The 26,440-nt window shown below is 38.9% G+C and carries 24 protein-coding genes; 13 read left to right on the top strand and 11 right to left on the bottom strand.

From position 1 onward, the window contains the following. Positions 1-12 precede the first annotated feature (12 nt). The gene (locus tag VB733_RS19760; RefSeq protein WP_323341768.1) at positions 13-3,726 is read left to right on the top strand and encodes a hybrid sensor histidine kinase/response regulator; all 3,714 of its coding nucleotides are present in this window, start codon (positions 13-15) and stop codon (positions 3,724-3,726) included. A gap of 53 nt (positions 3,727-3,779) precedes the next feature. On the opposite strand, the gene VB733_RS19755 is transcribed toward VB733_RS19760, so the two are convergent. Next, entirely contained in the window at positions 3,780-4,376 is a 597-nt protein-coding gene (locus VB733_RS19755) for an ATP-dependent Clp protease proteolytic subunit (RefSeq protein WP_323341767.1), read from the bottom strand. A 111-nt stretch (positions 4,377-4,487) separates the two neighbouring features. Further along, positions 4,488-5,177: an ATP-dependent Clp protease proteolytic subunit gene (locus tag VB733_RS19750; protein ID WP_323341766.1), complete on the bottom strand. Its 690-nt coding sequence runs from the start codon at positions 5,175-5,177 to the stop codon at positions 4,488-4,490. 386 nt (positions 5,178-5,563) lie between these two features. Here VB733_RS19750 and VB733_RS19745 point away from each other — a divergent pair, with 386 nt between their 5' ends. Both VB733_RS19745 and VB733_RS19740 read left to right on the top strand, forming a co-directional pair. Next, a complete protein-coding gene (locus tag VB733_RS19745; protein WP_323341765.1) occupies positions 5,564-6,811 on the top strand; it encodes a VWA domain-containing protein in 1,248 nt (415 codons plus the stop codon). Positions 6,812-6,976: 165 nt separating this feature from the next. Further along, positions 6,977-7,366 carry a VOC family protein gene (locus tag VB733_RS19740; RefSeq protein ID WP_323341764.1) on the top strand — a complete coding sequence of 130 codons (390 nt, stop codon included), beginning with the start codon at positions 6,977-6,979 and terminating at the stop codon, positions 7,364-7,366. Positions 7,367-7,490: 124 nt separating this feature from the next. Here the strand turns inward: VB733_RS19740 and VB733_RS19735 are convergent, their stop codons facing one another. Both VB733_RS19735 and VB733_RS19730 read right to left on the bottom strand, forming a co-directional pair. Next, positions 7,491-9,350, bottom strand: a complete 1,860-nt coding sequence (locus tag VB733_RS19735; protein ID WP_323341763.1) for an alkaline phosphatase family protein — start codon at positions 9,348-9,350, stop codon at positions 7,491-7,493. Between the two features lie 347 nt (positions 9,351-9,697). Continuing rightward, positions 9,698-10,939, bottom strand: a complete 1,242-nt coding sequence (locus VB733_RS19730) for a hypothetical protein (protein WP_323341762.1) — start codon at positions 10,937-10,939, stop codon at positions 9,698-9,700. A gap of 369 nt (positions 10,940-11,308) precedes the next feature. Here VB733_RS19730 and VB733_RS19725 point away from each other — a divergent pair, with 369 nt between their 5' ends. The 5 genes from VB733_RS19725 to abc-f all read left to right on the top strand — a co-directional run bounded on the left by VB733_RS19725 (position 11,309) and on the right by abc-f (position 14,809). Beyond that, positions 11,309-11,638 (top strand): hypothetical protein, encoded by a 330-nt coding sequence (locus VB733_RS19725; protein WP_323341761.1) that lies wholly within the window; start codon positions 11,309-11,311, stop codon positions 11,636-11,638. 195 nt (positions 11,639-11,833) lie between these two features. Then, positions 11,834-12,004: a photosystem II assembly protein Psb34 gene (gene psb34 / locus VB733_RS19720; protein WP_323341760.1), complete on the top strand. Its 171-nt coding sequence runs from the start codon at positions 11,834-11,836 to the stop codon at positions 12,002-12,004. A 228-nt stretch (positions 12,005-12,232) separates the two neighbouring features. Then, positions 12,233-12,526 carry a peptidoglycan-binding domain-containing protein gene (locus VB733_RS19715; RefSeq protein ID WP_323341759.1) on the top strand — a complete coding sequence of 98 codons (294 nt, stop codon included), beginning with the start codon at positions 12,233-12,235 and terminating at the stop codon, positions 12,524-12,526. A 66-nt stretch (positions 12,527-12,592) separates the two neighbouring features. Beyond that, positions 12,593-12,748, top strand: coding sequence for a hypothetical protein (locus VB733_RS19710; RefSeq protein WP_323341758.1), 156 nt, complete (start codon positions 12,593-12,595; stop codon positions 12,746-12,748). Positions 12,749-13,171: 423 nt separating this feature from the next. Beyond that, positions 13,172-14,809 carry a ribosomal protection-like ABC-F family protein gene (abc-f, locus tag VB733_RS19705; protein ID WP_323341757.1) on the top strand — a complete coding sequence of 546 codons (1,638 nt, stop codon included), beginning with the start codon at positions 13,172-13,174 and terminating at the stop codon, positions 14,807-14,809. A 41-nt stretch (positions 14,810-14,850) separates the two neighbouring features. Here the strand turns inward: abc-f and VB733_RS19700 are convergent, their stop codons facing one another. Together VB733_RS19700 and VB733_RS19695 are read right to left on the bottom strand one after the other, a co-directional pair. Then, positions 14,851-15,057, bottom strand: a complete 207-nt coding sequence (locus tag VB733_RS19700) for a hypothetical protein (RefSeq protein ID WP_323341789.1) — start codon at positions 15,055-15,057, stop codon at positions 14,851-14,853. A 165-nt stretch (positions 15,058-15,222) separates the two neighbouring features. Continuing rightward, a complete protein-coding gene (locus tag VB733_RS19695; protein ID WP_323341756.1) occupies positions 15,223-15,825 on the bottom strand; it encodes a superoxide dismutase in 603 nt (200 codons plus the stop codon). Between the two features lie 482 nt (positions 15,826-16,307). Here VB733_RS19695 and VB733_RS19690 point away from each other — a divergent pair, with 482 nt between their 5' ends. Beyond that, positions 16,308-17,513, top strand: a complete 1,206-nt coding sequence (locus tag VB733_RS19690) for an argininosuccinate synthase (protein ID WP_323341755.1) — start codon at positions 16,308-16,310, stop codon at positions 17,511-17,513. A 71-nt stretch (positions 17,514-17,584) separates the two neighbouring features. On the opposite strand, the gene VB733_RS19685 is transcribed toward VB733_RS19690, so the two are convergent. Then, positions 17,585-18,214: a DedA family protein gene (locus tag VB733_RS19685; protein ID WP_323341754.1), complete on the bottom strand. Its 630-nt coding sequence runs from the start codon at positions 18,212-18,214 to the stop codon at positions 17,585-17,587. Positions 18,215-19,004: 790 nt separating this feature from the next. On the opposite strand from VB733_RS19685, the gene VB733_RS19680 reads away from it, so the two are divergent. Continuing rightward, positions 19,005-19,367 carry an STAS domain-containing protein gene (locus tag VB733_RS19680; protein WP_323341753.1) on the top strand — a complete coding sequence of 121 codons (363 nt, stop codon included), beginning with the start codon at positions 19,005-19,007 and terminating at the stop codon, positions 19,365-19,367. A 520-nt stretch (positions 19,368-19,887) separates the two neighbouring features. Here VB733_RS19680 and VB733_RS19675 read toward each other — a convergent pair. Further along, positions 19,888-20,448: an Npun_F5560 family protein gene (locus VB733_RS19675; protein ID WP_323341752.1), complete on the bottom strand. Its 561-nt coding sequence runs from the start codon at positions 20,446-20,448 to the stop codon at positions 19,888-19,890. A 247-nt stretch (positions 20,449-20,695) separates the two neighbouring features. Next, the gene (gene rpsF / locus VB733_RS19670; RefSeq protein WP_323341751.1) at positions 20,696-21,031 is read right to left on the bottom strand and encodes a 30S ribosomal protein S6; all 336 of its coding nucleotides are present in this window, start codon (positions 21,029-21,031) and stop codon (positions 20,696-20,698) included. 310 nt (positions 21,032-21,341) lie between these two features. Here rpsF and VB733_RS19665 point away from each other — a divergent pair, with 310 nt between their 5' ends. Further along, the gene (locus VB733_RS19665; protein ID WP_323341750.1) at positions 21,342-22,115 is read left to right on the top strand and encodes a fumarylacetoacetate hydrolase family protein; all 774 of its coding nucleotides are present in this window, start codon (positions 21,342-21,344) and stop codon (positions 22,113-22,115) included. A 44-nt stretch (positions 22,116-22,159) separates the two neighbouring features. Here VB733_RS19665 and VB733_RS19660 read toward each other — a convergent pair whose 3' ends face one another. Together VB733_RS19660 and VB733_RS19655 are read right to left on the bottom strand one after the other, a co-directional pair. Further along, complete coding sequence (locus VB733_RS19660; protein WP_323341749.1) at positions 22,160-22,636, bottom strand: Tic20 family protein; 477 nt, start codon at positions 22,634-22,636, stop codon at positions 22,160-22,162. A 263-nt stretch (positions 22,637-22,899) separates the two neighbouring features. Beyond that, on the bottom strand, positions 22,900-23,097 hold the full coding sequence (locus VB733_RS19655) for a hypothetical protein (RefSeq protein ID WP_323341748.1): 198 nt from the start codon (positions 23,095-23,097) through the stop codon (positions 22,900-22,902). A 509-nt stretch (positions 23,098-23,606) separates the two neighbouring features. On the opposite strand from VB733_RS19655, the gene glyA reads away from it, so the two are divergent. Both glyA and VB733_RS19645 read left to right on the top strand, forming a co-directional pair. Continuing rightward, positions 23,607-24,890 carry a serine hydroxymethyltransferase gene (gene glyA, locus VB733_RS19650; protein ID WP_323341747.1) on the top strand — a complete coding sequence of 428 codons (1,284 nt, stop codon included), beginning with the start codon at positions 23,607-23,609 and terminating at the stop codon, positions 24,888-24,890. Positions 24,891-25,325: 435 nt separating this feature from the next. Next, positions 25,326-26,375 (top strand): MraY family glycosyltransferase, encoded by a 1,050-nt coding sequence (locus VB733_RS19645; RefSeq protein ID WP_323341746.1) that lies wholly within the window; start codon positions 25,326-25,328, stop codon positions 26,373-26,375. The last annotated feature ends 65 nt before the right edge of the window (positions 26,376-26,440 follow it).

Genomic DNA, 26,440 nt, shown 5'->3' with positions numbered 1-26,440 from the left:
CTCCTAAAATTCATGATTACAGATGACTATATCAGGGAACAGGGCTACATCTACTTCTTAACTGAAGCGCCCGAATTATTACAAACTATTGCTGAAGAACTTTATGATTTAGCTAATAATTTCAGTATTGCCAAAGTTCATAATTTAATGCGGGCAACACATACTATTAAAGGTGGTGCTGCTAATGTTGGACTAAATATTATTAATAAAATCGCCCATTCTCTAGAAGATATATTTAAAGCACTTTATGTCCCTGAAGTTATTATTGATTCCCAGTTACAAACTTTACTTTTTAAAGCTTTTGAATGTTTACAGTCAGCGATAACTGCGGAAATTACACAAACTTCAATTGACAATAACGATTTACTACAACGAGCAACTTCAATTTTTGCCCAGTTACAGGGTAAATTAGGTAATGTTTTTGGCACAGATGTACGGCTGCCAACATCAGAAGAATTAGGATTTGATATTGTATTATCAATTTTTGAGACAGGAGTCTCGCAGCGTATTGATAATATTGCAGCAATGTTGAAATCTCCTCCTAGTAATGAGGAAATTGCCAAATTTATGCGATCGCAAGCTGCCGTTTTTATCGGGTTGGCAGAATCGCTGAATTTACCGGGATTTGAGGGAATTGCTCAGACAATAATTGCCGCTTTGGATGCGAACCCACATCAAGCATTAGCGATTGCTAAAGCGAGTTTGGCTAGTTTAGAAGCATCTCGTCAAACCGTGTTAGATGGCGATCGCGATCGAGGAGGTGAACCTAATGAAGTCTTATTAAGATTGACTCAAGCTCCATCATTTTTAGAAACAGACCTTGAAGATGATACTGTACTTGAAATAGTTATCATCGAAGATATCTCCAATTCTTCCCCACTTAATTCACCTTCCCTCAGAAATGAAGTTGAAGAACTTTATCATTTTTTAAGAACACCTAACTCTATACTTCGCAAGCCATTAAAGTCTTCAACAGCCAAGTATTATCTCAAAATAATTCGTTACATTTTAGGATGGTTTAATCATGAATTAGAAATTCATGAAAAAGAACTTAGTTTATCATTACTAGTTCCGAAAAGAGGCGTTGAAAGCACTGTTGAATATATTGATAATTGGCTGGGTGAATTTTGGTTATTTCTACACAATGATCATGATAGTTATAGTTTATCTCTTTATCGTCAAGGTATAATTCTGAATATTGTCTTGTTAGTGGCAAAATTTAAATATGCTAATGATATTGTTGGTTCTCCCGTAATTACTTCATTACAAGAGCAAATTAAACAATTAGCTCAGGAATATAAAAATCATCCTCCTGTGAATAATTCTGAAAAAAATTGGATTGATAATCCCAAACTTCAGAAACTTTTAGAAATTAAACAGATAGATGTAAATGAATTTGTCGAAATAGAAGTGACTGAAAATGTAGTTGAAACTATTTCGGAAGAAGATATTAATTCTACATTAAATGATTCTACATTAAATAATACTATATTAGCACAGTCAGGTCTAAACTATATTCAAGATAATACACATGAATATCTACATATTCAAATCGAGGATAGTCAATCAGAAAATGATGAATCTATTACTATTGTTGAACAAAGATTTATTGAAGATGTGACACAAGAGATTGCCGAAACTATCATAGAATCAAAAATTATAGCAACTACTAACATTAATCAAGAAATCGGCTCAAAAAATCACATTACAACTAATATTGGTAATTCAAACAATACAAATAAAAATAATCTCCGTCAACATACATTTGTGCGAGTAGATATTGAAGAATTGCAACGTTTGCACTATCTAGTAGGAGAATTATTAATTTATCAAAAACGCAGCACCTTACAGGATGAACAAATTAAAGAACTAATTGAGCAGCTATCTCAACAGATATCTAGACATCGCAGCACTTTAAGCCAGCTAGAAGATGTATCACTTCCTCGAAAAAATTATTCTTTAAATACTCATAAAAACACAACTACGCTAGATTTTGACACTCTAGAAATAGATAAAGATAGTGACTTTCATTTAACTCTCAATTCAGCCTTTGAGGAAACGCTGCAACTCCAAGAAACTAGCGAATCAATCGATTTAATTTTACGACAATCTTTACTTATTCACGAGAAAAAGCAAAATATAACACGTAGTATTATCGACACTATTGTAGAAACAAGGATGTCACCACTAGGAAAACTATTAAATCGTTTCCCGCAAATGGTGGCAAACTTAGCAAACCTATATGGAAAAAAGGTGGAAATGAAGTTGATTGGAACTCAGGTTTTGATCGACAAAGCTATTTCCGAAAAGCTCTATGACCCACTATTACATATAGTACGTAATGCATTTGACCACGGAATTGAAACACCAAATGTCAGGCAAAAACAGGGGAAACCCGACACAGGTGTGATTGAAATTTGTGCTTATCACCAAGGCAACCAAACAATTATCGAAGTTAGTGACGATGGACAGGGATTAAACTTCGAGCGAATTCATCAAAAAGGCACCGAGCAAGGTTTAATTCCTAACAATCATCATCCCAGCAAAGAAGAACTATTAGAACTATTGTTCTCACCAGGATTTTCGACAGCCAATCAAGTCAGCGAAATATCAGGACGCGGTATTGGTTTAGATATTGTCAAAACCCAAATCCAAGCACTTAAAGGTGCGATCGCCATTAGCTCGAAACCGAACGCAGGCACAAAATTCTTACTCAGAATACCTTTCTCTATGACTACCGACAAGCTGATGATAGTTCAAGCAGGAGGTGCAATTTATGCACTGCTGTTGGATAGTATTGCCAAAATCCTCTTACCTGCAAACCAGCAAATCAAGGAATTTGATGGTAAAAAAGTTATCTACTGGAAAACAGACAAAGACGAACGCATGATTGGCTTACGCAATCTGGCAGACTTGATACATTATGGGGGCTCTTTTGTTGCCAACACAAGTATAAATAACAAGATTACTCCATCCAACCAAAAAAAAGCACATCCCGTATTAGTCTTACAACGGAATCAAGAAATTATTGCCCTCGAAGTCGATCAAATCGTTGGCGAACAAGAATTAGTGATTCATCCTTTAGGAAGTGCGATCGCGCCTCCCAAATATGTGTATGGTTGTACAAGTCTGGCAAATGGTAGCCTGATTTTGGTTATTGATGGTTTGTTATTAACACAAACAAGCAAAATGCAAACATCCCTTGATGTGGCAACTTTACCAGTATCCTCTACATCAACACCCCTGCTATCCTATGCTGATTTTGATGGTACTGCGGAAACAGAAGTAGATACAAAAGTTAAACAAGCTACAAAAACTATCTTAGTTGTCGATGATGCAATTAGTCTTCGCCAAACTGTATCACTGACGTTAGAAAAAGCAGGATATCAAGTTATACAAGCTCAACATGGTATTGAGGCACTCGAAAAACTGCAACATCACCCCGAAATTCAACTGATTATTTCGGATTTAGAAATGCCTTGCATGAGCGGTTTAGAATTACTCTCAAAGATTCGCCAAAATTCCAGCTTATCTAAAAAACCGATAATTATTTTGACATCCCGTAGCGCCGAAAAACATCAAAAGTTAGCGGAAGGTTTAGGTGCAAATGCTTACGTCACAAAGCCGTATTTAGAAAATGAATTTTTAGTCATCATCAATGACTTAATCAATAAACATCACCCAACTTCAACCAATGTATTTGCAAAGATATCAGCAAAGCATTAACAAAAGCATTAACAACAATATCCCCGACTTGCTGAAATCGGGGATAGGGAAGATTAAGCAGGACGCTCTTCAATCACTTTATCAATCAAGCCGTATTCTTTGGCTTCTTGAGCAGACATAAAAAAGTCTCGATCCATATCTTTCTCAATTTTTTCCAAAGGCTGACCAGTATTGGTAGCATAGATACCATTAAGTTGATGACGCATCCGCAGAATTTCCCGCGCTTCGATTTCAATATCGGTAGCTTGCCCGCGAGCTCCACCAGAAGGTTGGTGAATCATAATCCGTGAATGGGGCAAAGCCAAGCGCTTACCTTTAGCACCAGCAGCCAAGAGGAAAGAACCCATCGAAGCCGCTAAACCAACGCAAATTGTCACCACATCTGATTTGATGTGTTGCATGGTATCAAAAATTGCCAAACCTGCCGTGACAGAGCCACCAGGAGAGTTGATGTACAAAAGAATATCCTTGCCTGGGTCTTCCGAATCCATATATAGCATTTGGGCTATAAGTTGATTCGCCATGCCATCATCAACCTCAGCACTCATAAATACAATCCGTTCCAGAAACAGACGATTGTAGATATCGATCCACTGCGTATATTGTCCACCCGGCATACGGTAAGGAACCTGAGGAACACCTATAGGCATTTTGTGTAACTCCAATTTTGAATAGTTATGAATTATGAGCTAGGAGTTATGAATTATGAATTAAAAGTTTGTGTTTAACTCCTAACTGTTAACTCCCAACTCCTAACCTTTTTAAAGTACGCTGGCGGGAATGGGAGGATTCGCGACTTCATGTTTCTCAAATACTCGGTCAATTAGACCATATTCCACCGCTTGATAGGGTGTCATGTAGAAGAGGCGATCCATATCCTTCTCAATTTTTGCCTTAGGTTGCCCAGTAGTTTGTGAGAATATCTCCACAATACTGGCTTTATTGACCAAAACTTCCTTCGCTCGAATTTGGATATCTGTAGCTTGCCCTTGGGCATAGCTTTTGGGTTGGTGTAAGACAATCGAAGCGTTAGGTAAGCTGGCACGACAGCCTTTGGTTCCAGCAGCCAGAAGCATCGCCGCCATCCCAATCGCCGAACCCATACAAATTGTATGAATAGGAGGCTTAATATACTTCATCGTATCGTAGACAGCAAAAGCTTCTGTTTCAAACCCGATTGGATTACCATCGTAACCAGAAGTACCAGTCGAGTTGATGTAAATTTTAATTGGCTTTTCGGGGTCGTCTGACTGCAAATACAATAATTGGGCGACGATCAAATCCGCAACGGAATGACCACCGAGTTGGGAAAAGGCTCCAGATACTAATGGCAGTCCAAGATAGACAATTCGCTCCTTGAGTAACAAGGATTGTAAATCTGGTGGCGGTGTGCGGTAGTTGTTATCACCGTAGTAGGGGGCTTGCACAGCCTTGATGGGGGAATTGTCCATAGCAACTGTTGCCTGAGAATAATGCCGTTAACTGTAATACATACTAACGCCTTGGAAGCTCAACTGGGAGTGTGGATTTCTCTAAATTGATAGTTAGTGGGGATTTGGCATTGGGCATTGGGCATTGGGAATTGTTTTAATAGTTAATAAGCATTGTTTAATGGTTATTACTCAATACTTAGTGCTGTATTGTCATGGGGCTTGAGTTGCTAGTTGTTAAATATTGAGTATTTGTATTGCACTGAACAACTCATAAAGGACTAATGGCAAAACACTAATGACAAGAGACTAATAACAAAAGACTAAACGACTGATCAACTTTTCCGTAGCAACTGGATTGCCTACTGAAGTTATCTGTAAAAACTTATTGCTGAATGGAAGGGGTTATGAAGGTTAGCTTGCAGCCGGCTCTAAATGATGGCAACATTGATGGAAATCAAACGAATAGTCAACGACAGTTGGCGATTTCGATTAGCGCGATCGCGGACTCTCTCGGTCGTAATGTACCACTAAACCTCTGTTTGATCTTAGATCGCAGTGGTTCGATGAATGGCAGACCTCTGGAAACTGTCAAAAAGGCAGCTTGCCGGATTGTCGATCGCTTGAATCCTGGCGATCGCATTAGTGTAGTTGCTTTTGACCATCGGGCGAAGGTTTTGGTATCTAACCAAACTGTCGATGATCCCGAAAAAATCAAGCAGCAAATCAATACTCTGGCTGCGGATGGGGGTACTGCGATCGATGAGGGCTTGCAGTTAGGGATTAAGGAATTAACCAAAGGTAATAAAGAAGCGGTTTCCCAAGCCTTTTTGTTAACCGATGGCGAAAATGAACATGGCAGTAATAAACGCTGTTTGGAATTTGCCAAATTGGCTGCGAGCTACAATCTCACGGTAAATACCTTGGGGTTTGGCGATAACTGGAATCAGGATATCCTCGAACAAATTGCTGACGGTGGTGGTGGTTCCCTATCCCACATCCAGCGACCGGATGATGCTGAGGAGAAGTTTAACCAGCTATTTAATCGTATTCAAACTGTCGGTTTAACTAATGCTTATTTGCTATTTTCCTTGGTTCCCAAAGTCCGTTTGGCGGAACTTAAACCAGTGGCACAGGTAGCACCAGAGACTATCGAATTGCCTGTACAGCAAGACCCAGATGGTCGTATTAGCGTCCGAATCGGGGATTTGATGCGCGATGTCGAAAAAGTGGTGTTGGCAAATTTGTATATTTCCCAACTGCCTTTAGGAAGGCAACCAATTGCACAGTTGCAGGTACGTTACGACGATCCAGCACAAAATGCAAGCGGTTTACTTTCGGAGATATTTTTCGTTGAGGCAAATGTCTCAACGGCGTATCAACCAGTTACAGATTCAGGGGTGCAACAGCATATTTTGGCATTGGCAAAATATCGGCAAACCCAGCTTGCGGAAACTAAATTACAGATGGGCGATCGCACCGGTGCAGCGACAATGTTACAAACTGCCGCGAAAACTGCCTTGCAGATGGGTGATAAAAATGCAGCGACGGTACTACAAACCTCTGCTACCCAACTTCAAGCTGGACAAGACTTATCGGAGAGCGATCGCAAAAAAACCAGGATTGTATCGAAGACAATTTTACAAGATTCTTAGCTCCATCTCTAATTTTAGGGTGCGTTACGAATCATGCTAACGCACCTGAAATTATTCGTGGGTATGCCAAAGCTGAATATTAGTTATGGCATCTCAATCTCTGTGTAAATCCTAGCCTCTTTCCGAGATTAATCTCAAGATTAACTATTTAATATTAACTACTAAATGAAAGTCACGAAAATTCATCATGTTGCGATTATTTGTTCCCACTATGAACATTCAAAAAAATTTTATGTGGAAACTTTAGGATTCAAAATTATTCAAGAAACATATCGCAGTTGGCGAGATTCTTATAAATTAGATTTACAAGTTGGTGAAAATTGCCAAATTGAATTATTTTCTTTTCCACATCCACCACCAAGGGTTAATAGCCCAGAAGCTTGTGGATTAAGACATTTAGCATTTGAAGTTGAAAATATAGAAGAGACAGTTTTATATTTAAAATCACAAAATATTTCAGTTGAAGATATCCGCATTGATGAAATCACAGAGAAAAAGTTTACTTTTTTCCCAGACCCAGATGGATTACCTTTAGAAATTTATGAAAAATCATAGTATTTTGGATTTTTAGATATTCTGATTACTTTTTAATAAATTATTGAAATGGACTGTATACAAATAGAACTTCAAGTGAATAGGTAGGATTCTAGACAAATCTAAAATCCTAAATCCTAAATTCCTAAAGTCCTAAAGTACGACCGGGAAATCCCGCAACATCAAAGTAACGAGTTTTACCTACAGTTTGATATTTGAGAACTGTCTTTAAACCGTTACTTGCAGGCTGAGATTCTAAGACAAAAGACTTTGATTGAATCGTATCGGGTTGACCTATCAGTGCTTCATTTAATACTCTACCCGTGAGTTTACCCAAAGGACGCAAGTTAATATTTAAAGCTTTGGCGATTGTGCGGGGAACATCGGCATTACTAACGGGGGCTAAGTCTTTGTATCCTTTTTTAAAGTCAGGACCGATCGCACCCATCATATTATAGGTATCAGCACGGCTAAAGCTACCATGCATCCCTTGTCCTTGCTGGAGAAAGGTATCAGAAATTTCAGCACCGCAAGCTGTGGGAGTTCCACAACCTGTGTCGAAGGAGCGAAAATTCACCAAAATTGAAGGCTGGGGTGTACGCGCAGAACCTTTGAGGGCGATCGCTTCTAATGATAATGTCCCCGGAATTTTACCTAAGTCATTATTAACAAAAGTTCCACTTACGTAGTCCTGTTTGAGTAATGAGTTGACAACTTTTATTGCTAAGTCTTTTTGGTTGGCTTTATTGGGTAAATAAATTAAATCCGAACCTCCATTTGCCGCAACAATTATCTCTGGCTGTTTGGGGTCTTTAGCAAGAATACTATTTCTGGAAAATTGACCTTTTGGAGGATTAATTGCGGTATTATTTTTATCAGGGTCAAACAATGATAATTTCAGGTCTTTAGCTAAATCTATCGCTACAAAACTTGGCGGCAAAAATCCTTTGGGAACATCTGCAAAAGTCAGTGTTGCCGCATAGCTAGTTTTACTTTCTTTACTAATAGTTGAAAACCCATGGTCTGCGGTGACGAAAATGTTTGTTGTCTCTGCCAAACCTAAATCTTTTAAAGCAGTAATAATTTGCTCCAGATTTTTATCGGCATTTTGTCTTGCCGCTTTTGTTGTCTCACCGTTAATTCCCGGTACTAACTTGTTTAAACTGTCGCCATGACTGTGCTGAGTCCCATCGGGATCACGCGACCAATAAACAAGAATAAAGGGTTTCTGACGCTGTTTAAATAGGGGTAAAATTGCTTTTGTCGTCACATCGGCAAAGTATTGCTGTTGTACTGTATTTGCAACTTTAGTTCCCGGTGTTTTACTGTCACCAGCTTGTTTATTGTCTCCGCGTTCTGGTGTGATGATTGGTAAGGAATTCTTGTTGAGTAATTCTGTAATTTCCGGAGTCAGTGTAACACCTTCCGGCTTACCCGTATAATCATCAAAAATCAGAGTTGCTTCGCCATTTTTCAAGGTTACATCTTGAATCAAAACTGGTCCACTTTTGCCAATAGCAGCAGTGCTAAAATTAGCTGCTCTTGCCGCAGATAGTAAACTTTGTTCGTTGAGAAAATTAGCACCAAATTGCTTATTTACTTCCCGCAGAACTGCATTATTTTCTAAATAAGGTACAAGGCTGTTTTTAGCACTTTTAACTGGAGTATTAACTTTAATTGTATTGCTGAAATCCCCAGTATCCCCAAGAAAATGACCTGTGGCGATCGCGGAAGCATTAGCAGTAGTAAAAGTCGGAAATAATGAATGGCTATTGAGGAAAGTTACTCCCTTTTCTCGAACTTCGTTGAGAGCAGGAGTATCGCTAGAATTTACCCAGTCAGGACGCAACCCATCAGCAACAAAAATAATTGCGTTATGTTGTTGAGTCTTTGTAGTTTGTTGTTTGGCTTGTTGGGTATTTTTCCCTGGTAATGTTGTACATGCTGCAATTATTACAATGATGCAAAGAGTAAGGTAGAGCCAACGGCGACTATGTGCAAACATCCGTGTATATTTTCGACTGCTTAGGACATCAAGATTTTATTACTGAATTGCCCAAATAGTTCATGAATCAAGAATTATTTTTGCTGAATAATCTTTTCTTAATTTTGATAACCTGTGATTAACTTTACACGGCAATTTCCGAAGAAGTCTCAAAAAGTATCAAAGCCTTGTGTCACAGATGCTACCCACCGATATTTTCTGCTTATTCTTACTTTTCCCTTTCCTAGCCTAGCCTAGCCAGAGACTAATTGTTGATTAAGAGTGTACTTACGGTGTGGAGCTACGCACTTCCTGGCGATAACAGGATTATTTTATGCGATCGCATCTACTCATCTCAAATTATCCAACTATAAATTATGAGAATTTTGAGGGTGTCCACAATGTTTACAGTGTGGCAAATTTTTGTAAGTAAGATTATTGCAGTTTGGACATTCAACGTATTGATAATAACCACAGTGCGGACAATAGGCATCATGGTGATGAATTTTCTTGGCGCAATTGAGACAGCGTGAATTTTGAAGTCTGCTAGCTGCTTGGACTTTCGGATTAAAGACAATTTTTTGGAGAAATTTGATAATTCCAAAACCAAGCAATGGAATCAGCAAAATATAAGCATAACTAATTAAGAATAGTAAACCACCAAATAGGGTACGAACAATATCAAAGAGAAACTGAAATATTGCGCCAATTTGTAGAAATTCAAATACTTTAATTAATAGCGGGATAAAAAATATAACCAGCAAATGCCAGCTAATTAATGAGATAAGTCCATATCCTCTTGAAAGAGCAAATTTATGACTTAATAAGGCAACAATAATTAGCGGTAAAAGAAAGAGAGACTGAAAAGCAAGCTGAATGCTGGGATACCAAAAAGATGCTTGTTTATAACCCTTTTCCAGTGCTATAAATTTATCGTTATCCTTTAGAAAGGTTATAAAGCTAATGCTTTCTGATTTACCAAGTAGTAAATTTTTCAGATTAGAAATTTCAGTTTTTAGTGTAGAAATTTTTCTATTATTTTGGTCTAACTGCTGTTTTGCTTTTTCCGCCCCAACGAGATTAATTGATTGTTGGCGATTCTGACCTGCTATTTTTTCTAAAAGCGTTGAGTCATATTGAGCGCGGATATTACGATTAGTTTGTTCAAGTGAACTAATCTCTTTTTCTTTGCTAATAATTGTCTTGATAGTTTGTTGATTTTCGGGATTTTTAATTTTATCTTTGGAGGTTGCGTAATCCAAACATATTTCCGAAACCTTACCCAGATGTCCTATTTCTTCTTGTTGATAAGTTTGCTGTAATGATGGTGAATTGATTGTGTTATCTGTTGGTAAAAACTTGAGAATTTCATAATCTTTATCTTTGAGAGTTGTTTCCCGATAATTTTTCCACTCGGAATAACATGGATAAGCCTGAGTCGGGTTCAGATGCCATCTGCTGATATCATCCAGTCCTGTAAAAACATTAATTAAAATAAATATATCGATCACAATAATAACAATCAAGCTGACTTTATTCAGTGGCTCGTTATTGATTGTCCTGGAATTACTAAAAAATTGACTCAAAAGACGACGTATTCTAGTAAACATATTTTTTTGTAAGTATTTTGTAAATAGTATATTTATATCAACTATTTTCCTGAGTAATTTTGACATTAATAGTGGTACATCGCAACCAATAACCAGAATTCTTCCCAGAGACACTTAGGGGATACAATTCTTCGAGAAGATTACCATGCAATATGCTGCATAATTTGCATCTGCAAAACCTAAGTTATATTAGAGACCTCCACAAACAGAAATACTTAATTGTCATTGCATAGTTTACTTCCCCGCAGGGGTATGAAACATTCGCACTTTGTGCCCAACGGGAAGGCTAAAAGCGAACGCAATAACCGCTTTTGGAGCAATTATTCTGTGGAGTTCTCTTACAAACGAATAGTGGTAGTGAAGACAACAATGAAACTTCTGATTAGACTGTGTGGATTAGGGTTAATGCTGATTGGTATCAAGGTTTTGGCTGGTAGCGTAATTTTATCGGGATATTTAATTAGTAGCCTGCCTGTCGTTTTATGCACAATATCTGGAATCCTGACTTTAACCTATGCTCGCCAATATCGTAAATTGGGCTGGCTGTTAATTATATTTTCTATCATCTACGCGATCGCCAGAGGCAAGATTTTTATTACTCCTATTTCCCTAATTTCCTTTGCTTTGGCGTTTTTTGCAGTTAGCACTGGCTATACCATGCTTGCGACTGGAAAAATTAAATTGCCACTATTACCTTAATACACTTTAAATACACAAAGATTAATTACCCTATCTGTGCGCTCAATACCCCAACCTGATTGGGGATTATTTTTTGTCATCCAACATAAGCAACCCTTATTACATACATATACAATTATTTGTCAAGCTCTATTGACCTTTTGTAACAAAATTGTTACTATTATTTACATAAGGTAACAAATAAAGGAAAAGATTATGTATACAACAGTTAACGAAGACGGCGTTTTGAACAACTACGCAACCGAACCAACCATGTACTATGCTGAGTACCCAGCAATTTGGGAACAACGCCAATATGCCATTCAAGCTGCGTTTGCAACATTGCTCGTGACGACTTTGGTTTTGGTTAGCTTGAGTGTTAGCTAAGATTTTTTGATTCCGGTATCTCCTATCTCTCAAAGAATGATATTCGTATCCTTCTAGTCACCTCGGTAATTTACCGGGGTTTTTTGTTGGCGATTATTTTGGCACGGAGAGGATTGTCGAACTCAAATTTTTTCCGATATTTTTGATAAAATTCTGGAATTTAACAATCCAGTCATGAATCTAAACTTATCGGTAAATTAAATTACAACAAAACAGGAAAATACCAAAATGCAAACACTAAATAAAGAGCAACTTACTCCCTGTCACAGAATGCCCGTTTTGCGTCGTGATGACCGTCAGAAAACTGCTTCTGAGTCTGTAAAGCTCTTACAAGAACGCTTACAAAAGTTTGGTTTTAGCTCCTTAAAAGCTGATGGCTTTTTTGGTAAAAAAACAGAAGATGTAGTCAAAGAATTTCAAGAAAGAGGTAATGACCATGACCCAACAGTCCTTGTAGATGGAATTGTTGGACCTGTGACATGGCAAGCTTTAGGGATGTGTATAATTATTAGCGATCGCTAGAATATATGTAAAATATATCTGTCTTAGTTATATACTTCAACCCATATATTTAGTCACATTGTATTGATGATAAAACCCCGACTCCATGTTGGGGTTTTAGTTTTGTCTCTGATAATTAGTCGTCTACAACTTGAAGATGCGATCGCAATAATTGATAAACTGATATCTTGCACCAAAGGACTATTGAGAAAATTAGGACTTGAAAGCTTTGATTTATCGTAAGCTGTTAGGTTTATTTCTGAGTTTATTGAGAAGGCGCAAGATATGTGTAAACAAATTTTAAACTTTCCTACCTCTCTGTAATGATTTTGTAGTATGCTGTAGTGAGAAAAGAAGTTGAGAATATCTTGTGGTATTGCTGAAATGAAGTAGTAGTTTAAAAATGTCGCCAATTGAGTGGCAGAATATAATTAGACATAGAGAATAATAATCAACTATTTAGCTTGGAAATAAAAATGAGCTAGAAGATTTCGTGAAGCGCAATTCATGTCAAGGAAATTCACCCTTTTGAATTAGGTGGTGAAATTTGTTTTGCGCGGTTCAGGTAGATAACAAGTACAAGATTTAGTCAAATAGTAGTTCACCCTCCTAATTTCTTTATCACTATAGGTGAGGGTTAATCTTAGCTTGCTCAAGGTAGATAATATGCAGAAAAAATCGATAATTTTCGCTGAGAATTTAGCTTGTCAAATCGACTTAGAGAAAAATTTATTTGCAAGCATTAACCTCAGTATTTCCGAGCATCAACAGATTGGTTTAGTTGGTGCTAATGGGGTCGGAAAATCCACACTTCTCAAAATAATAGCTGGTCAAATTTCTCCTAGTGCTGGCTCTATTTATCGTAATGGCTTAGTTTCTTATTTGCCGCAAGTAAGCACTCTCCGCAAAGAAATTAAAGATGAGAATTTACTGAATTTCTTGAGTTCAGTTTCTGAAGAATGGTGGCAGATTGAAGAAATATTACAAAATCAATTCAATACTGTACTAGATTTATCGTTGTCAATCTCAAATTTGAGTGGAGGTGAATTAAGCAAGTTATTTTTAGCGATCGCTTTATCTCAACAGCCTGATTTATTACTTTTAGATGAACCAACTAACCACATGGATTTATTAGCTTTGGAATCTTTGAGATTATTTTTGAATAATTTTTCTGGTGCATTTGTCATTGTTTCCCATAAACCTTTATTTCTCGATCAAGTTGTCGATAATATTTGGGAATTGACACCTGAAGGAATCAAATTTTATGGTGGTAATTTTTCCCAGTATCGTCAGCAAAAAGAAATTGAGTTTGCAGCAGCAGTCAGAATACATGAAGTTGCTAGAAAAGAGCTAAAATGTGTTCAAGAAAGTGCGATGAAAGAACAGCAAAGAGCCGCAGAATCTCAACGGAAAGGTCGTGCGAATTTATTAAATGGTAGCATTGATCGTATGTCTGCTGGATTAAGTAAAAGTCAAGCTGAAAGTAGTGCAGGAATAGCTAAAAAGAGACATGAAGCTGCCATTGTCAAAGCTAGCCAAAAAGCTATAGACACTAAAATTAAAACAAAGAAGACGATGAGTCTTGAATTATCTGAAAAAAATCAAAAGCATCGTCATTTAATCGATATTCAGGGAGGAAATCTTTGGGTAGCAGAAAGATTATTGCTCAAAGATATTCAATTACATATTCAATCTGGAGATAGAATCGTAATTTCTGGTGCTAATGGTTCAGGAAAATCTAGTTTAGCTCAAGCAATTTTAGGTACTGATTTAGGAATTAACTCAGAAATTCACAAACCCCAGCTAAACATAGATTTTGGTGAAATGATAATTGCACCAAGAATAAAAATGGTTTATCTTGACCAAAGTTATGAAATTATTAACCGTAATCTCAATATTCTGGAGAATATGCAGATTGCGAATCCCAATTTAAACTATCAACAAATTCGCCAACAATTGGGTCACTTTCTCTTTAAATACGATGATGTTTATAAACCAACGTCTGTATTAAGTGGAGGCGAACTAGCTAGATTAGCGATCGCAATTATTAGTGTTTCGGCAATTGATTTATTAATTCTCGACGAACCAACCAATAATTTGGACATTGAAACTGTTAACCAAATGGTAGAAGGTATCAACGAGTATCAAGGTGCATTATGGGTAATTTCCCATGATTTAGACTTTTTGAGCCGCATTCACATCACAAAATCATTCCAAATCTACCAGCAAATCTTAAAATCTACCACCTACTTGCCAACTCAAATTCAAGAATACTATCAAGAACTACTTGATATTAATTGCTGAGATTTGGAAAAAATCACAACTTGTAATTTTTGACTTTTCCCCTAAAAAACCTCATCTTCCATGCCTTTCCACCATTCACCTAATTTCATTAAATCTTGCTGAATATCTGCTAATTCTTGAATATATTCTTCACCAGAAATTTCATGACGACGTTCTTGAAGTTTTTTGAGTCGAAGCTGCACCAGCAACCAAGGTTTTGATATGCCATTAGTTGCTTCGATATATTGGGCAATCTCGTTACTATTCATACTATTCATATAATTCCTAGCTGTAGGAGTAAGTTTTAATGCGTAACTACTGCGTAAATCTGATCAAAATTTAGTTAAGCTACTTCAAGTTATTTAAATTAATACAGCCACGAGGATATCGTGACTGTATTGATAACTAAATAAATTGGCAATTAATGCAAATGATTAAGCTGCGGCTAAATTATGAGCCACAAACTCCCAGTTCACCAATTTATCGAGAAAGTTTTTAATAAACGCAGGACGAGCATTTTTGAAGTCGATGTAATAGGCATGTTCCCAAACATCGAGTGTCAAAAGCGCTTTTTTGCCATGCGCGAGGGGATTTTCTGCATTGGGTGTTTTGATAATTTTTAAAGTACCACCATCATCAATCAACCAAGCCCAACCGCTACCAAATTGAGTTGCAGCAGCATTCGAGAATTCTTCTGCAAATTTTTCATAGCTACCAAAATCTTTTTGGATTTTAGCCGCAAGCTCGCCTGTGGGTGCGCCACCACCTGCGGGTTTCAAACAGTTCCAGAAGAATGTGTGGTTCCAAACTTGAGCCGCATTATTGAAAATGCCAGCTTTGGATGGATCGGCGAAAGAAATTTTAATTACTTCTTCCAGTGACTTGTCAGCCAAGTCGGTTCCTTCTGTCAACTTGTTGAGGTTGGTTACATAAGCCGCATGATGCTTACCATAGTGGTACTCAAAAGTTTCGGCTTTCATGCCATATGACTCAAGAGCATCGGATGCAAATGGAAGGGGGGGCTGTACAAATGCCATTTTGTGAATTCCTCTCTTTACCGTTTTCCAGTTTAGAGCTTCTACGTTAGCTCTGGAAATTGTGATTTTTGTGCTAAGTATCTACAGTTTACTCAACACTCAATATATAAAACTTAACAATTTGATTTTACAAGCAAATGTGTCAATAAGCGCCGTTTTCAGCACTACACCATCAAACTTACACAAAAAACGGATTTTTAAAATGCATCTTTAGCAAGATAAATATGAAAATTTGTCAGTAGAACTCACTTGTCAGAAGGGAGAAAAGTGATTTTTGACATACGCTCTACAATTACATCTCACTATACAACGGCGAAATTAGTAGATATCGCGATCGCAGGCTATATTCTTGAATTTACCATCACCGAAAAATTTGAGTAATTTTCCATACCTAATGCTCAATGATCATTAAAACCAAAATAATCGGATAATATTAGACTCGTAATTTTTTTTGCTAACTGTTTTGCCAACTGGAGAAACCAATGGGTCGCGCTAAGAAGGTTGTTCTTGCATATTCAGGTGGAGTGGATACTTCGGTATGTATTCCCTACCTCAAACAAGAATGGGGTGTAGAAGAGGTGATTACCCTCGCTGCTGATTTGGGACAGGGTGATGAATTAGAACCAATTCGTGAAAAAGCTTTAAAGTCTGGTGCTAGCGAATCACTGGTAATGGATGTCCGGGATAGTTTTATTCGAGACTACGCATTCCCCGCAATTCAAGCCAACGCACTCTACGAAAACCGCTATCCTCTGGGTACTGCTTTGGCACGTCCTTTGATTGCGAAAATACTTGTAGAAGTGGCAGAAAAATATGGTGCAGATGCGATCGCCCATGGTTGTACGGGTAAAGGAAATGACCAAGTCCGTTTTGATGTTTCCACTGCTGCACTCAGTCCCAACTTAAAAATTCTCGCACCAGCACGGGAATGGGGAATGAGTCGCGAAGAAACTATTGCCTATGGGGAAAAGTTCGGTATTCCTGCACCTGTGAAAAAATCCTCGCCCTATAGTATCGATAAAAATTTACTCGGTCGTAGCATCGAAGCTGGAATTTTGGAAGACCCCACAGTGGAACCCCCGGAAGAAATCTACGAAATGACTAAAGCGATTACAGATACTCCCAACGAGCCAGAATATCTGGAAATCGGCTTTGATCAGGGAATACCCACCACTGTCAATGGTGAAGCCAAAAACCCAATTGAATTAATTGAAACCGTCAATAAAATTGCCGGGAATCATGGTATCGGTCGGATTGATATGATTGAAAATCGCTTAGTGGGGATTAAATCGCGAGAAATCTACGAATCTCCCGCCATGATTGTACTCATTAATGCCCATCGTGACCTCGAAAGCTTAACCCTGACTGCCGATATTACCCAATACAAACGCGGTATCGAGCAAACCTATACCCAAATGATTTACAACGGTTTGTGGTACAGCCCATTGAAAGCTGCACTTGATGCGTTTATCCAAAAAACTCAAGAACGGGTATCTGGTACAGTTCGTCTGAAACTATTTAAAGGCAATGCTGCGATCGTCGGACGCAAATCTGAAAATACTTTATACACCCCAGATTTAGCAACCTACGGAGCAGAAGACCAGTTCGATCATAAAGCTGCCGAAGGTTTTATCTATGTTTGGGGATTACCAACCCGGATTTGGGCACAGAAAGAGAAAGAAAATTAAGTGACACGGAGAGGGGAGATACGGAGAGAAAAAATAGAGAAAAATAACTACTACTTTTTCCCTTGTCCTCTTTACTCCCCACTTCCCACTTTTTCTTGACGCGATTCCAGCCAGAGGGGAATCGCAATCACAGCAACCAAAATTAATACTGCCACCAAAGCAAACTGACTTACCCAGGTGACTAGCTGTTCAAGGGATACAATCTTGCCAGCAAAGTAAGCTAAACTCACCATTGCACTACCCCAAGCTGTTGCACCTGCTAAGTTAACCAGAAAAAATTTCCAAAATGGTATTTCCGCGATTCCGGCAAGTGGTGCGGCAAAAATTCTTAATAAGGCAAAAAATCTCCCAAAAAAAACGGCTTTAGTCCCATTTTCAGTAAATTTATCCTTAATACTTAATATTTTGGGTTCAGGAATACGTAAAAGTTGACCCAATCGCATTAATAGTGACCAACCACCAATACGACCAATCCAATAACCGCAAATCCCCCCTATTGTTGCTCCAGCGATTGCATCAGTTAAAACGAACCAATAACTTAGTTCATTGCTTCCGGCGAGAAATCCCCCAACCAAGGTGACAGTTTCTCCTGGAATTGGTATACCTAAATTTTCCAATAAAATTCCGACAAAAATCGCCCAATAACCATAGTGGTGAGCAATTTCTTGGATGTTCTCCAATGAAATAAATTCCAACGACATCCAACACCGCCATCTTTACATTTTTTTACCTTTACTCTATATTGACTGCTTTTTACAGAACGTGTCAATTAATTTATTACCTCTTGTTGCTTCTAGCTCCCAAGACTCCATATTTCTGAAATAACTCGGAAATAAAACGTCTATATGTATTTTTTGTGACTAGATATACTGATGAAATTTAAGTTAGCTCTCAAAACAAAATATGATTATTACTTTTCAATATTGATACAGGAACAGAACGAATATAAAGTGGTGCGTTACTACTTTTCTAATTTATTTAATCTACATTCCATTCCTAAAGATAGTTTTTTGACAAATACATCTTGGTATTATGTAATAATTACTACTATTTTTGTTCAGTAAAATTACTTTATGTGATTTGCGAAAAAGAAATTACCCATCTTGTTGTTGCTGTAGTGGGCTTTCCGTCCCCGGAAACTCCTCTCCACACTACAACAATTTTCGGTACATTATTTCCTGGAAATCTCCTTAGTAAATTTACGTATATCAACATTTGAATATTTCATAAAAAGTTCATAAAAATACCAATAATTTATAAAAATTTAGTAAAAGATACAGATGTTACTGAAATTCAAACTTCGTTATGCATATATTGAGGTAGAAAGACACAATTTATACGTCATAAATGTCAAAAAAATCTTGTATCCGTTTTCTCATTGCTAGGTCCGCTTTTCGCGGATAAAAGTAATGATATCGATACAGGAACCGATGTAGCATTTATGTCGTCTGTTTGTTTTTTAGTACCTATTTCAATTACCCGATTAAATCCATGAATACCCAATCAGAATCTCAAGTTGTTTTGTTTAAGCCAGTAGAACGTATCGATTGGCAGAGTGGTGTTGCTTTGAATGAAAAAATGAGTCAAGTTACAGCCAATGAAAATCAGCTTTGGGTTATTGATTTGGCGGAGGTAAATTTTATGGATAGTTCAGGGCTGCTACCATTAGTTAATGGGCTGAAGACTGCACGCCAGAATGGTTGTCGTTTAGTTCTATGCAACGTACAAACCCCAGTCAGATTAGTTTTGGAATTGACTCAACTCGATTCTGTGTTTGAAATTTTTGACTCCTACGAAGAAGTTGTTAGTTTTGCCAACAATGAGACTACACTCACAGCCGTTGGAGTTATGTAAAAGTGATGTCAGTTTGGTGACTACAAAAAAATATCCCCTAGATGTGAACTAAAATATTCCGGGTTCAAGGATTTAGGTGTCAAAATTGAGACGGCTATTACACAAAAACTTAAGCTGAAAATCTGATTCAGTTGAGAAGTTAATGTGTAAGTATTTTTACTTGACTACTTGGTTTTCGATTTTAGTTATTGATTTGCCGTAGAGTGGTCTTTCCCAGCTAAAATTACTGGTATCTGTCATGACCATTGCCTACGGCTTATTGGATGGAGTGAATTAATTAAACAAAATTTTACGCAATTGGCTATAAAATCTCAATTAGCTTTAGAGACGCAGAAACAAGCGGATAAATGTATAATTTTTTTTTATTAGCTTTAGACAAAATCTATAAATTCTACTAATTTTAGCAAATGATTTGAGTGAGTGCGAAACCAGTGTGATTTAGTAGTTCATGAAGTAACATTCAAGATTACAAAATGTAATTTTGACGATCGCTATCGCGAAACATTAGACAAAAGCTATCTTAGGCATTGGGGATGGGTGAAGCATTACCAGGAGGAGAGGCTAAACGCGGGAAGCTAGGTAAATCGATACCGCTATGACTAGCCGTGCGAGTTTTCAGTGCGAGACGGTAGCTAACACTTTGTAATTCTGCTTGTAGCTGGCGGTTTTCGCGTTGTAGCGTGGCAACTTTATCACGCACCGGAGCCATACGTTCTTCAAATTTACGACGATAAATTTGCGGTAACTCTTGGACTACTTGTTCTAGCATACGACTGCGATCGCTCAGTTCTTGAACTGTTTGACGCAACTGATAGATTTCCGAGTCGCGAGAGGTAATTTGCTCTTGATAAAAAGTGACTTGTTGCTCGACAGCTTGTAATTGTTCTCGCAGAGCTTGAACTTGGGTTTGATGACGTTCCGAAACCTCCGGCACGGGCATAAAGTTGGTATTACCTTTTACCAGTCGGAATAACTCCTGCGACAGTTGTTGCACGAGTTGATCACGAAGCTGTAATTCTTGGTTTAGCTTCGATACTTCCGTAGAGAGAGCTTGGATTGTGGAGTTATCAGTTTGGCTCACAGTGGGTTATTGCTCCCATTAAAAATCTTTACCACTCTAAGGTATAACTGCGGTCATACTACTTTTGGCAAGTAATTGATAATGTAGCATTCCCAGATAGGTTATGAGAGGATCAAAATAAAATTTTTTTACTTTTATTTTTGTTTTCTACTTAGAGACTGGGAGGGAGAAGGATAGAGGGGAAAGGGTAAGAATATGCATAATTTCTCCCTATCCCGACTCTCTCATCCTGATTGAGCAATATTGCTTATGCTGTGACTTCCGCGACTGTGGTTGTCTTCGCCTCTCTGTTACGAGCATCTTGTTTAATCGTCAAGTAGCGAATTACATCTTCGCTGAGGCGCATTAAACGTTCCATTGGCGCGATCGCACTTGCAGCGTTGGTATAATTCATTTGAATGTAAATACCATCGCGGTGTTTGCCAATCTCATATGCAAGGCGACGCTTACCGCGATTTTGAATCTCGATATCTTGCGCTCCTTGTTCACGGAGAAAATTCTCGTACTTGCTAATATTTTGTTCTACTTGTTCATCTCCAAGGTCAGGGCGGAGAATATACATTGTTTCGTAAACTGTTTGCATGGTCGAATTATCTCCTTTTGGACAAAATGGCTGCTGATGATTGAGCTTGGGATGACAAGCAGACAACATCGAATGCAGCAAGGAATTACAATCTTATCAGCTTTTTGATTTAATGTGCTGGTGTCGCGATGAGCAAACCCGACGTGTTAACCTTACAAAAAGCCAAAAGCATCATTTTGCATCGAAACTGGTTTGTAGATAGTGAATCGGGGGTCTTTTTGGCGATAAGCTACGCTCGCTAGCCTATGGCAATGCTAAAAGCATATGCGATCGCAATTTTTCAGAATATTTGCTTAAGGATATTAGTTATATGGCGCAGCGCTACGTGCGAGTTCAAAATCAGGATGGACAAGTTTATTATGGATTACTCCAACTATCACTTGATGTCCAAGTGTTGGATGCTCCACCGTGGATGCAAGGACAACCCACCGATGTCATTTTAGTAGCAGATAGTTATCAGATTCTTGCCCCTTGTGCCCCTTCTAAAATTGTGGCGATTGGCAAAAATTATGCGGATCATGCGGCGGAAATGAAGTCAGATGTACCCGCAGAGCCTTTGATATTTATGAAGCCGACAACTGCGATTATTGCTTCGGAGGAGGAAATTCTCTATCCCCCACAATCGCAGCGTGTTGATTATGAGGGAGAATTAGCATTAGTCATAGGCGATCGCGCCTGTAATTGCACGCCAGAGGAGTCTCAAACGAAAATTTGGGGCTATACGATTGCCAATGATGTGACGGCACGGGATTTACAATCAAAAGATGGACAATGGACAAGAGCTAAGGGTTTTGATACTTTTTGTCCACTTGGTCCTTGGATTGTCCGCGAATTAAATCCCGGCGCACGTTTGCAGACATTTTTAAATGACGATGTTAAACCTGTACAATCGGCATGTATTGACCAAATGGTGTTTTCACCAGATTTTTTGGTGTCTTATATCAGTCAAGTGATGACGCTTTTGCCTGGGGATGTTGTCCTGACAGGTACTCCCGTTGGGGTTGGTGGTCTACATTTGGGTGATAAGGTACGGGTGGAAATTGAAGGTATAGGTCGTTTGGAAAACATTGTTGTCGCCCGTTAAACACGACAATTTGTCACTTAATCTTTAACTTGCTTGTTAACTTATTAACGCACCTGGGTATACACTGCATCTGAAATTGCGGGAATTTCTGCGTATTTACCGATGAGAGACTGCACAATTGAATATATGGCGCAACCGACAATCCCTAGAAAAATTGTTGTAGATAGTGTTTGGATGGCAAAATTAGCACCCGGTACAAATCCAACTAATCTGATTAAATAGTTACATAGGACAACCACAATGTCTAATAAAATTGCCTGCATTGTATTGTAACGAATAAAGTGAGGAATTTTTTCGTTGCGGACTACTAAGAAAAACAAAGCGAAAAATACTACTAAGCTACCGAAGGGAATAGCTCCGTAAATAGCGATAAATGGTAACAATGGGATAACAAGAAAGCGTAAGGCTGGGAATTGTGCAAATAAAGTTGCCCCGAATACCAACACTTCCACGAGGGGAAGCAAATATGGTAAAGATGCAAAAATCCGGTCGGGAACCGTTGTTGTACCGCGCCAAGTCATCCAGCGTTCTCCTGTGAAATTATCAAAATACAGTTTCTATTCCCCTAGAATAACGCAGGTGAAGCTTCTCCAGAGTGATAATGTCGCAATTGAGTCACCAGAATTATCTTAGTAATTGTGTAAAAATGTATTTGTGTAAAAATAAATTGAACAAGTGTGGGCAGCGTTCGACTGAGACGTTCGGCGAGCGCTCACACCGAAGTCTTGCCCACTTTGGCAAATGGCAAGCGAGACGCTTGCACTACTTATTTTCACATGATTCCTTATTCAATTTTGACGATGCGGAAACCCATTACACATTGAAATTGTTCGGGTTGCTCTTCCACAATTTTACTAATAGCTTGACCACATCTGAGTTGACCATCATGCCAACGCGGTTGTCCACTGGCATCGGCAAGTAGGCATGATTGACAAACTTGACAGGGAAGAAGTATTTGATTATCAGTTAATATTGCTAGCATCCGAACTCCTCCCCTGCAAAGTGCGATCGCTACTTAGCCCAAATACTGAGTTAACAGCTACTTACTATTATAGGAATCCTCACCAAATGCTGGAGCCAGCAAATAGATCATATTTGTAGACTCAATCTTGAAAGATTACCTATTTTTTAGTTTCAGTATTTTATCTTAAAAAAATAATTATTTAGTCAAAAAAAACACATATCTACATCAACTCTGATTGAGATTCGATCGCAATCTTTGATTATGAAGATGTAAAAGAACGATATTATTGTTTACGCCAATCTTTAAAGTATTGAATGAGATAGCATTTGATTATAATCAGCGATGGCGTGAGCCACTCCCGTAGGGAGTATCGTCAGAATCAATATCAACAACTAAGCATTTAGTTTAATGCTGAGTTCATGGTGAAAATACGCTTCACTATGGCAGAAACTAGGTTCTGGCGATATTACTGAATTTTCAATGTACCTAAATTCAATCTGCTGCTAAATTCCTCAAGGATAGTGCTTGTGAGTAAAACCAATTCTGACTTTCTTGCAAATTCCGATCCTGCTGTTGCAGAGTTAATTAATGATGAACTCCAACGTCAACGTGATCATTTAGAACTCATCGCCAGTGAAAACTTTACTTCGGCGGCGGTACTTGCGGCTCAAGGTTCCGTACTTACCAACAAATACGCCGAGGGTTTACCTGGAAAACGCTATTATGGCGGTTGCGAATACATTGATAAAATCGAACAAATTGCGATCGATAGGGCAAAAGAACTTTTTGGGGCAGCACATGCCAACGTTCAACCCCACTCCGGCGCACAGGCAAATTTCGCCGTCTTCCTTACCCTACTGGAGCCAGGCGACAAAATCATGGGTATGGACTTGTCCCACGGTGGACACCTCACCCACGGTTCACCTGTAAACGTGTCTGGAAAATGGTTCCAAGTATCCCATTACGGTGTCAACCGAGAAACCGAACAACTCAACTACGAAGAAATCCGAGAGCAGGCGCTTAGGGAGCGTCCCAAGCTCATCATTTGTGGTTATTCTGCTTACCCACGTATTATTGATTTTGCCAAGTTCCGCAGTATTGCTGATGAAGTTGGTGCATATTTGCTGGCGGATATTGCCCACATCGCCGGATTGGTGGCTACCGGACATCACCCCAGTCCCATTTCTTACTGTGATGTTGTCACAACTACTACCCATAAAACTTTACGTGGTCCCCGTGGAGGCTTGATTCTGACTCGCGATGCGGAACTGGGTAAAAAGCTTGATAAGTCAGTATTCCCAGGGACTCAAGGTGGTCCTTTGGAGCATGTAATTGCTGGGAAAGCTGTTGCCTTTGGCGAAGCCCTCAAACCAGAGTTTAAATCTTACTCTGCCCAAGTAATCGAAAATGCTCGCGCAATGGCGAATCAATTGCAGCAGCGCGGAATAAAACTAGTATCAAATGGAACAGATAATCATTTAATGTTAGTTGATTTACGTAGTGTGGGCATGACTGGTAAAGTGGCAGATCAACTCGTAAGTACGGTAAATATCACCGCCAATAAGAACACAGTCCCATTTGATCCCGAATCTCCATTTGTCACCAGTGGTTTGCGTCTTGGCTCCCCAGCAATGACTACACGTGGTATGGGGACTGCGGAATTTACGGAAATTGCTAATATTATTAGCGATCGCCTCACAAATCCTGATTCTGAAGCTGTTACGGAAGACTGTAAGCGTCGGGTGGCGGCATTATGTCAACGCTTCCCCTTGTATCCACATATTCAGATTCCTGTAGCGGCGCTGGCTTAGGCGAAAGGAGTAAGGGGAAAGAGGGAAAAGGAAAAAGGACAGGGTAAGCTGTCGCGTATTTAATTTGTATATGAGACGCAGGCAAGATGCCCCGGAGTTTTCCGTGAAGAACATCTCCCCGGAAACTCCTCTCTGTACTACAGTAATTTGACGTTTTCGTCTTATACAATTTAGCTGCACATCAGCTTACATCCTCTCTGAACATCACATTTCTGATTTTCCCTGCTCCAAAACTCCTAGCATCACTGAGTCATAATTGTTTTTGTACTGTACTGAATATTGAGATTCAGAATAAAAATTCAGGAAATAAAAAAGCTTGTACTGATTTACTTTTAAACTGTAGTAAATATATAAAGACCAGAGGGCATCCTGAGAAATACTGATTCAGTCAAGTCGTAAAAAGTACATTACACAAACTAGAACTAAAATATACTCATGCCTGTTCAGATATATCATCTGATTGCCTTCCTTGTTGCGGCGGTAGTAGTGCTTTGGACTACACCCGATGTCAGAAATATCGGGATTAAGAGCGGACAAGTTGATAAACCGGGCGATCGCAAAGTTCATCAGCGCCCAATGGTACGCCTGGGGGGAGTTTCCATCTTCACGGGTACGATGGTGGCGTTGATTCTCGTGTGGTGGTTGGGGGGATTTGCGAATTTACCACCAGAAAAGGAATGGCAAATTTGGGGCGTAATTTTGGGGGGTTCAGGCTTTTTTCTCATCGGATTAGCAGACGATTTATTAAGCCTTTCTCCATTTGTTCGCCTAGTGATGCAAGTAATTGTAGCAGCAGGAGCCTGGAAAGCAGGTGTAAGTATAGATTTTGTTACGATTCCGACGATGGGTATTGTGCAACTGGAATGGTTGAGTTTACCCATTACGGTAGTTTGGCTGGTGGGGATGGTAAATGCGATTAACTGGATTGATGGATTGGATGGATTGGCTGCGGGGGTATCGGGAATTGCTGCGGTTGTCATGTTAGTTGTGGCTTTATTTATGAAGCAACCAGCAGCCGCTTTAATTGCAGCTGCCTTAGCAGGTGCTGCTCTCGGTTTTCTGCGTTACAATTTCAATCCTGCACAAATATTTATGGGTGATGGGGGTTCCTATTTTATGGGATTTACCCTTGCATCTGTAAGTATTATTGGGCTGGTGAAAATTCCAGCTTTTACTGCGGTGTTATTGCCTTACGTCATTTTGGCGGTTCCTATTTTTGATATGTCAGCCGTGATTTTGCTACGTTTGCGTCAGGGAAAATCACCATTTCAAGCAGATAAACGCCATTTACATCACCGTTTATTGAATGCCGGATTGTCCCATCGTTGGGCGGTACTATTTATTTACTCCCTTACCTTGTGGGTGGGTAGTTTAGCAATGGCGATCGCGGGAATTCCCAGCGGTGTAATATATGCTTGTGCAACGACTTCGCTACTAAGTTATACCAGTTGGAAAGTTTGGCGACGTGCAAAAATTAGGGAATAGGGAATTTGAGGATGGGACGCGGGGATGCGCGGACGCGGGGACGCGGGGACAAAGGGACGCGGGGA

Origin of the sequence: Calothrix sp. UHCC 0171 (assembly GCF_034931845.1) — a bacterium.
GTDB lineage: Bacteria > Cyanobacteriota > Cyanobacteriia > Cyanobacteriales > Nostocaceae > Brunnivagina.
Note: the sequence above shows the minus strand (reverse complement) of the source record. Positions and strands in the feature narration are given on the sequence as shown.

Bases quoted from the DNA above. Each gene is read 5' to 3' on its own strand.
- VB733_RS19760 (WP_323341768.1), top strand. From the start codon at position 13: ATGATTACAGATGACTATATCAGGGAACAGGGCTACATCTACTTCTTA.
- VB733_RS19755 (WP_323341767.1), bottom strand. From the start codon at position 4,376: ATGCCTATAGGTGTTCCTCAGGTTCCTTACCGTATGCCGGGTGGACAA.
- VB733_RS19750 (WP_323341766.1), bottom strand. From the start codon at position 5,177: ATGGACAATTCCCCCATCAAGGCTGTGCAAGCCCCCTACTACGGTGAT.
- VB733_RS19745 (WP_323341765.1), top strand. From the start codon at position 5,564: ATGAAGGTTAGCTTGCAGCCGGCTCTAAATGATGGCAACATTGATGGA.
- VB733_RS19740 (WP_323341764.1), top strand. From the start codon at position 6,977: ATGAAAGTCACGAAAATTCATCATGTTGCGATTATTTGTTCCCACTAT.
- VB733_RS19735 (WP_323341763.1), bottom strand. From the start codon at position 9,350: ATGTTTGCACATAGTCGCCGTTGGCTCTACCTTACTCTTTGCATCATT.
- VB733_RS19730 (WP_323341762.1), bottom strand. From the start codon at position 10,939: ATGTTTACTAGAATACGTCGTCTTTTGAGTCAATTTTTTAGTAATTCC.
- VB733_RS19725 (WP_323341761.1), top strand. From the start codon at position 11,309: ATGAAACTTCTGATTAGACTGTGTGGATTAGGGTTAATGCTGATTGGT.
- psb34 (WP_323341760.1), top strand. From the start codon at position 11,834: ATGTATACAACAGTTAACGAAGACGGCGTTTTGAACAACTACGCAACC.
- VB733_RS19715 (WP_323341759.1), top strand. From the start codon at position 12,233: ATGCAAACACTAAATAAAGAGCAACTTACTCCCTGTCACAGAATGCCC.
- VB733_RS19710 (WP_323341758.1), top strand. From the start codon at position 12,593: ATGATAAAACCCCGACTCCATGTTGGGGTTTTAGTTTTGTCTCTGATA.
- abc-f (WP_323341757.1), top strand. From the start codon at position 13,172: ATGCAGAAAAAATCGATAATTTTCGCTGAGAATTTAGCTTGTCAAATC.
- VB733_RS19700 (WP_323341789.1), bottom strand. From the start codon at position 15,057: ATGAATAGTAACGAGATTGCCCAATATATCGAAGCAACTAATGGCATA.
- VB733_RS19695 (WP_323341756.1), bottom strand. From the start codon at position 15,825: ATGGCATTTGTACAGCCCCCCCTTCCATTTGCATCCGATGCTCTTGAG.
- VB733_RS19690 (WP_323341755.1), top strand. From the start codon at position 16,308: ATGGGTCGCGCTAAGAAGGTTGTTCTTGCATATTCAGGTGGAGTGGAT.
- VB733_RS19685 (WP_323341754.1), bottom strand. From the start codon at position 18,214: ATGTCGTTGGAATTTATTTCATTGGAGAACATCCAAGAAATTGCTCAC.
- VB733_RS19680 (WP_323341753.1), top strand. From the start codon at position 19,005: ATGAATACCCAATCAGAATCTCAAGTTGTTTTGTTTAAGCCAGTAGAA.
- rpsF (WP_323341751.1), bottom strand. From the start codon at position 21,031: ATGCAAACAGTTTACGAAACAATGTATATTCTCCGCCCTGACCTTGGA.
- VB733_RS19665 (WP_323341750.1), top strand. From the start codon at position 21,342: ATGGCGCAGCGCTACGTGCGAGTTCAAAATCAGGATGGACAAGTTTAT.
- VB733_RS19660 (WP_323341749.1), bottom strand. From the start codon at position 22,636: ATGACTTGGCGCGGTACAACAACGGTTCCCGACCGGATTTTTGCATCT.
- VB733_RS19655 (WP_323341748.1), bottom strand. From the start codon at position 23,097: ATGCTAGCAATATTAACTGATAATCAAATACTTCTTCCCTGTCAAGTT.
- VB733_RS19645 (WP_323341746.1), top strand. From the start codon at position 25,326: ATGCCTGTTCAGATATATCATCTGATTGCCTTCCTTGTTGCGGCGGTA.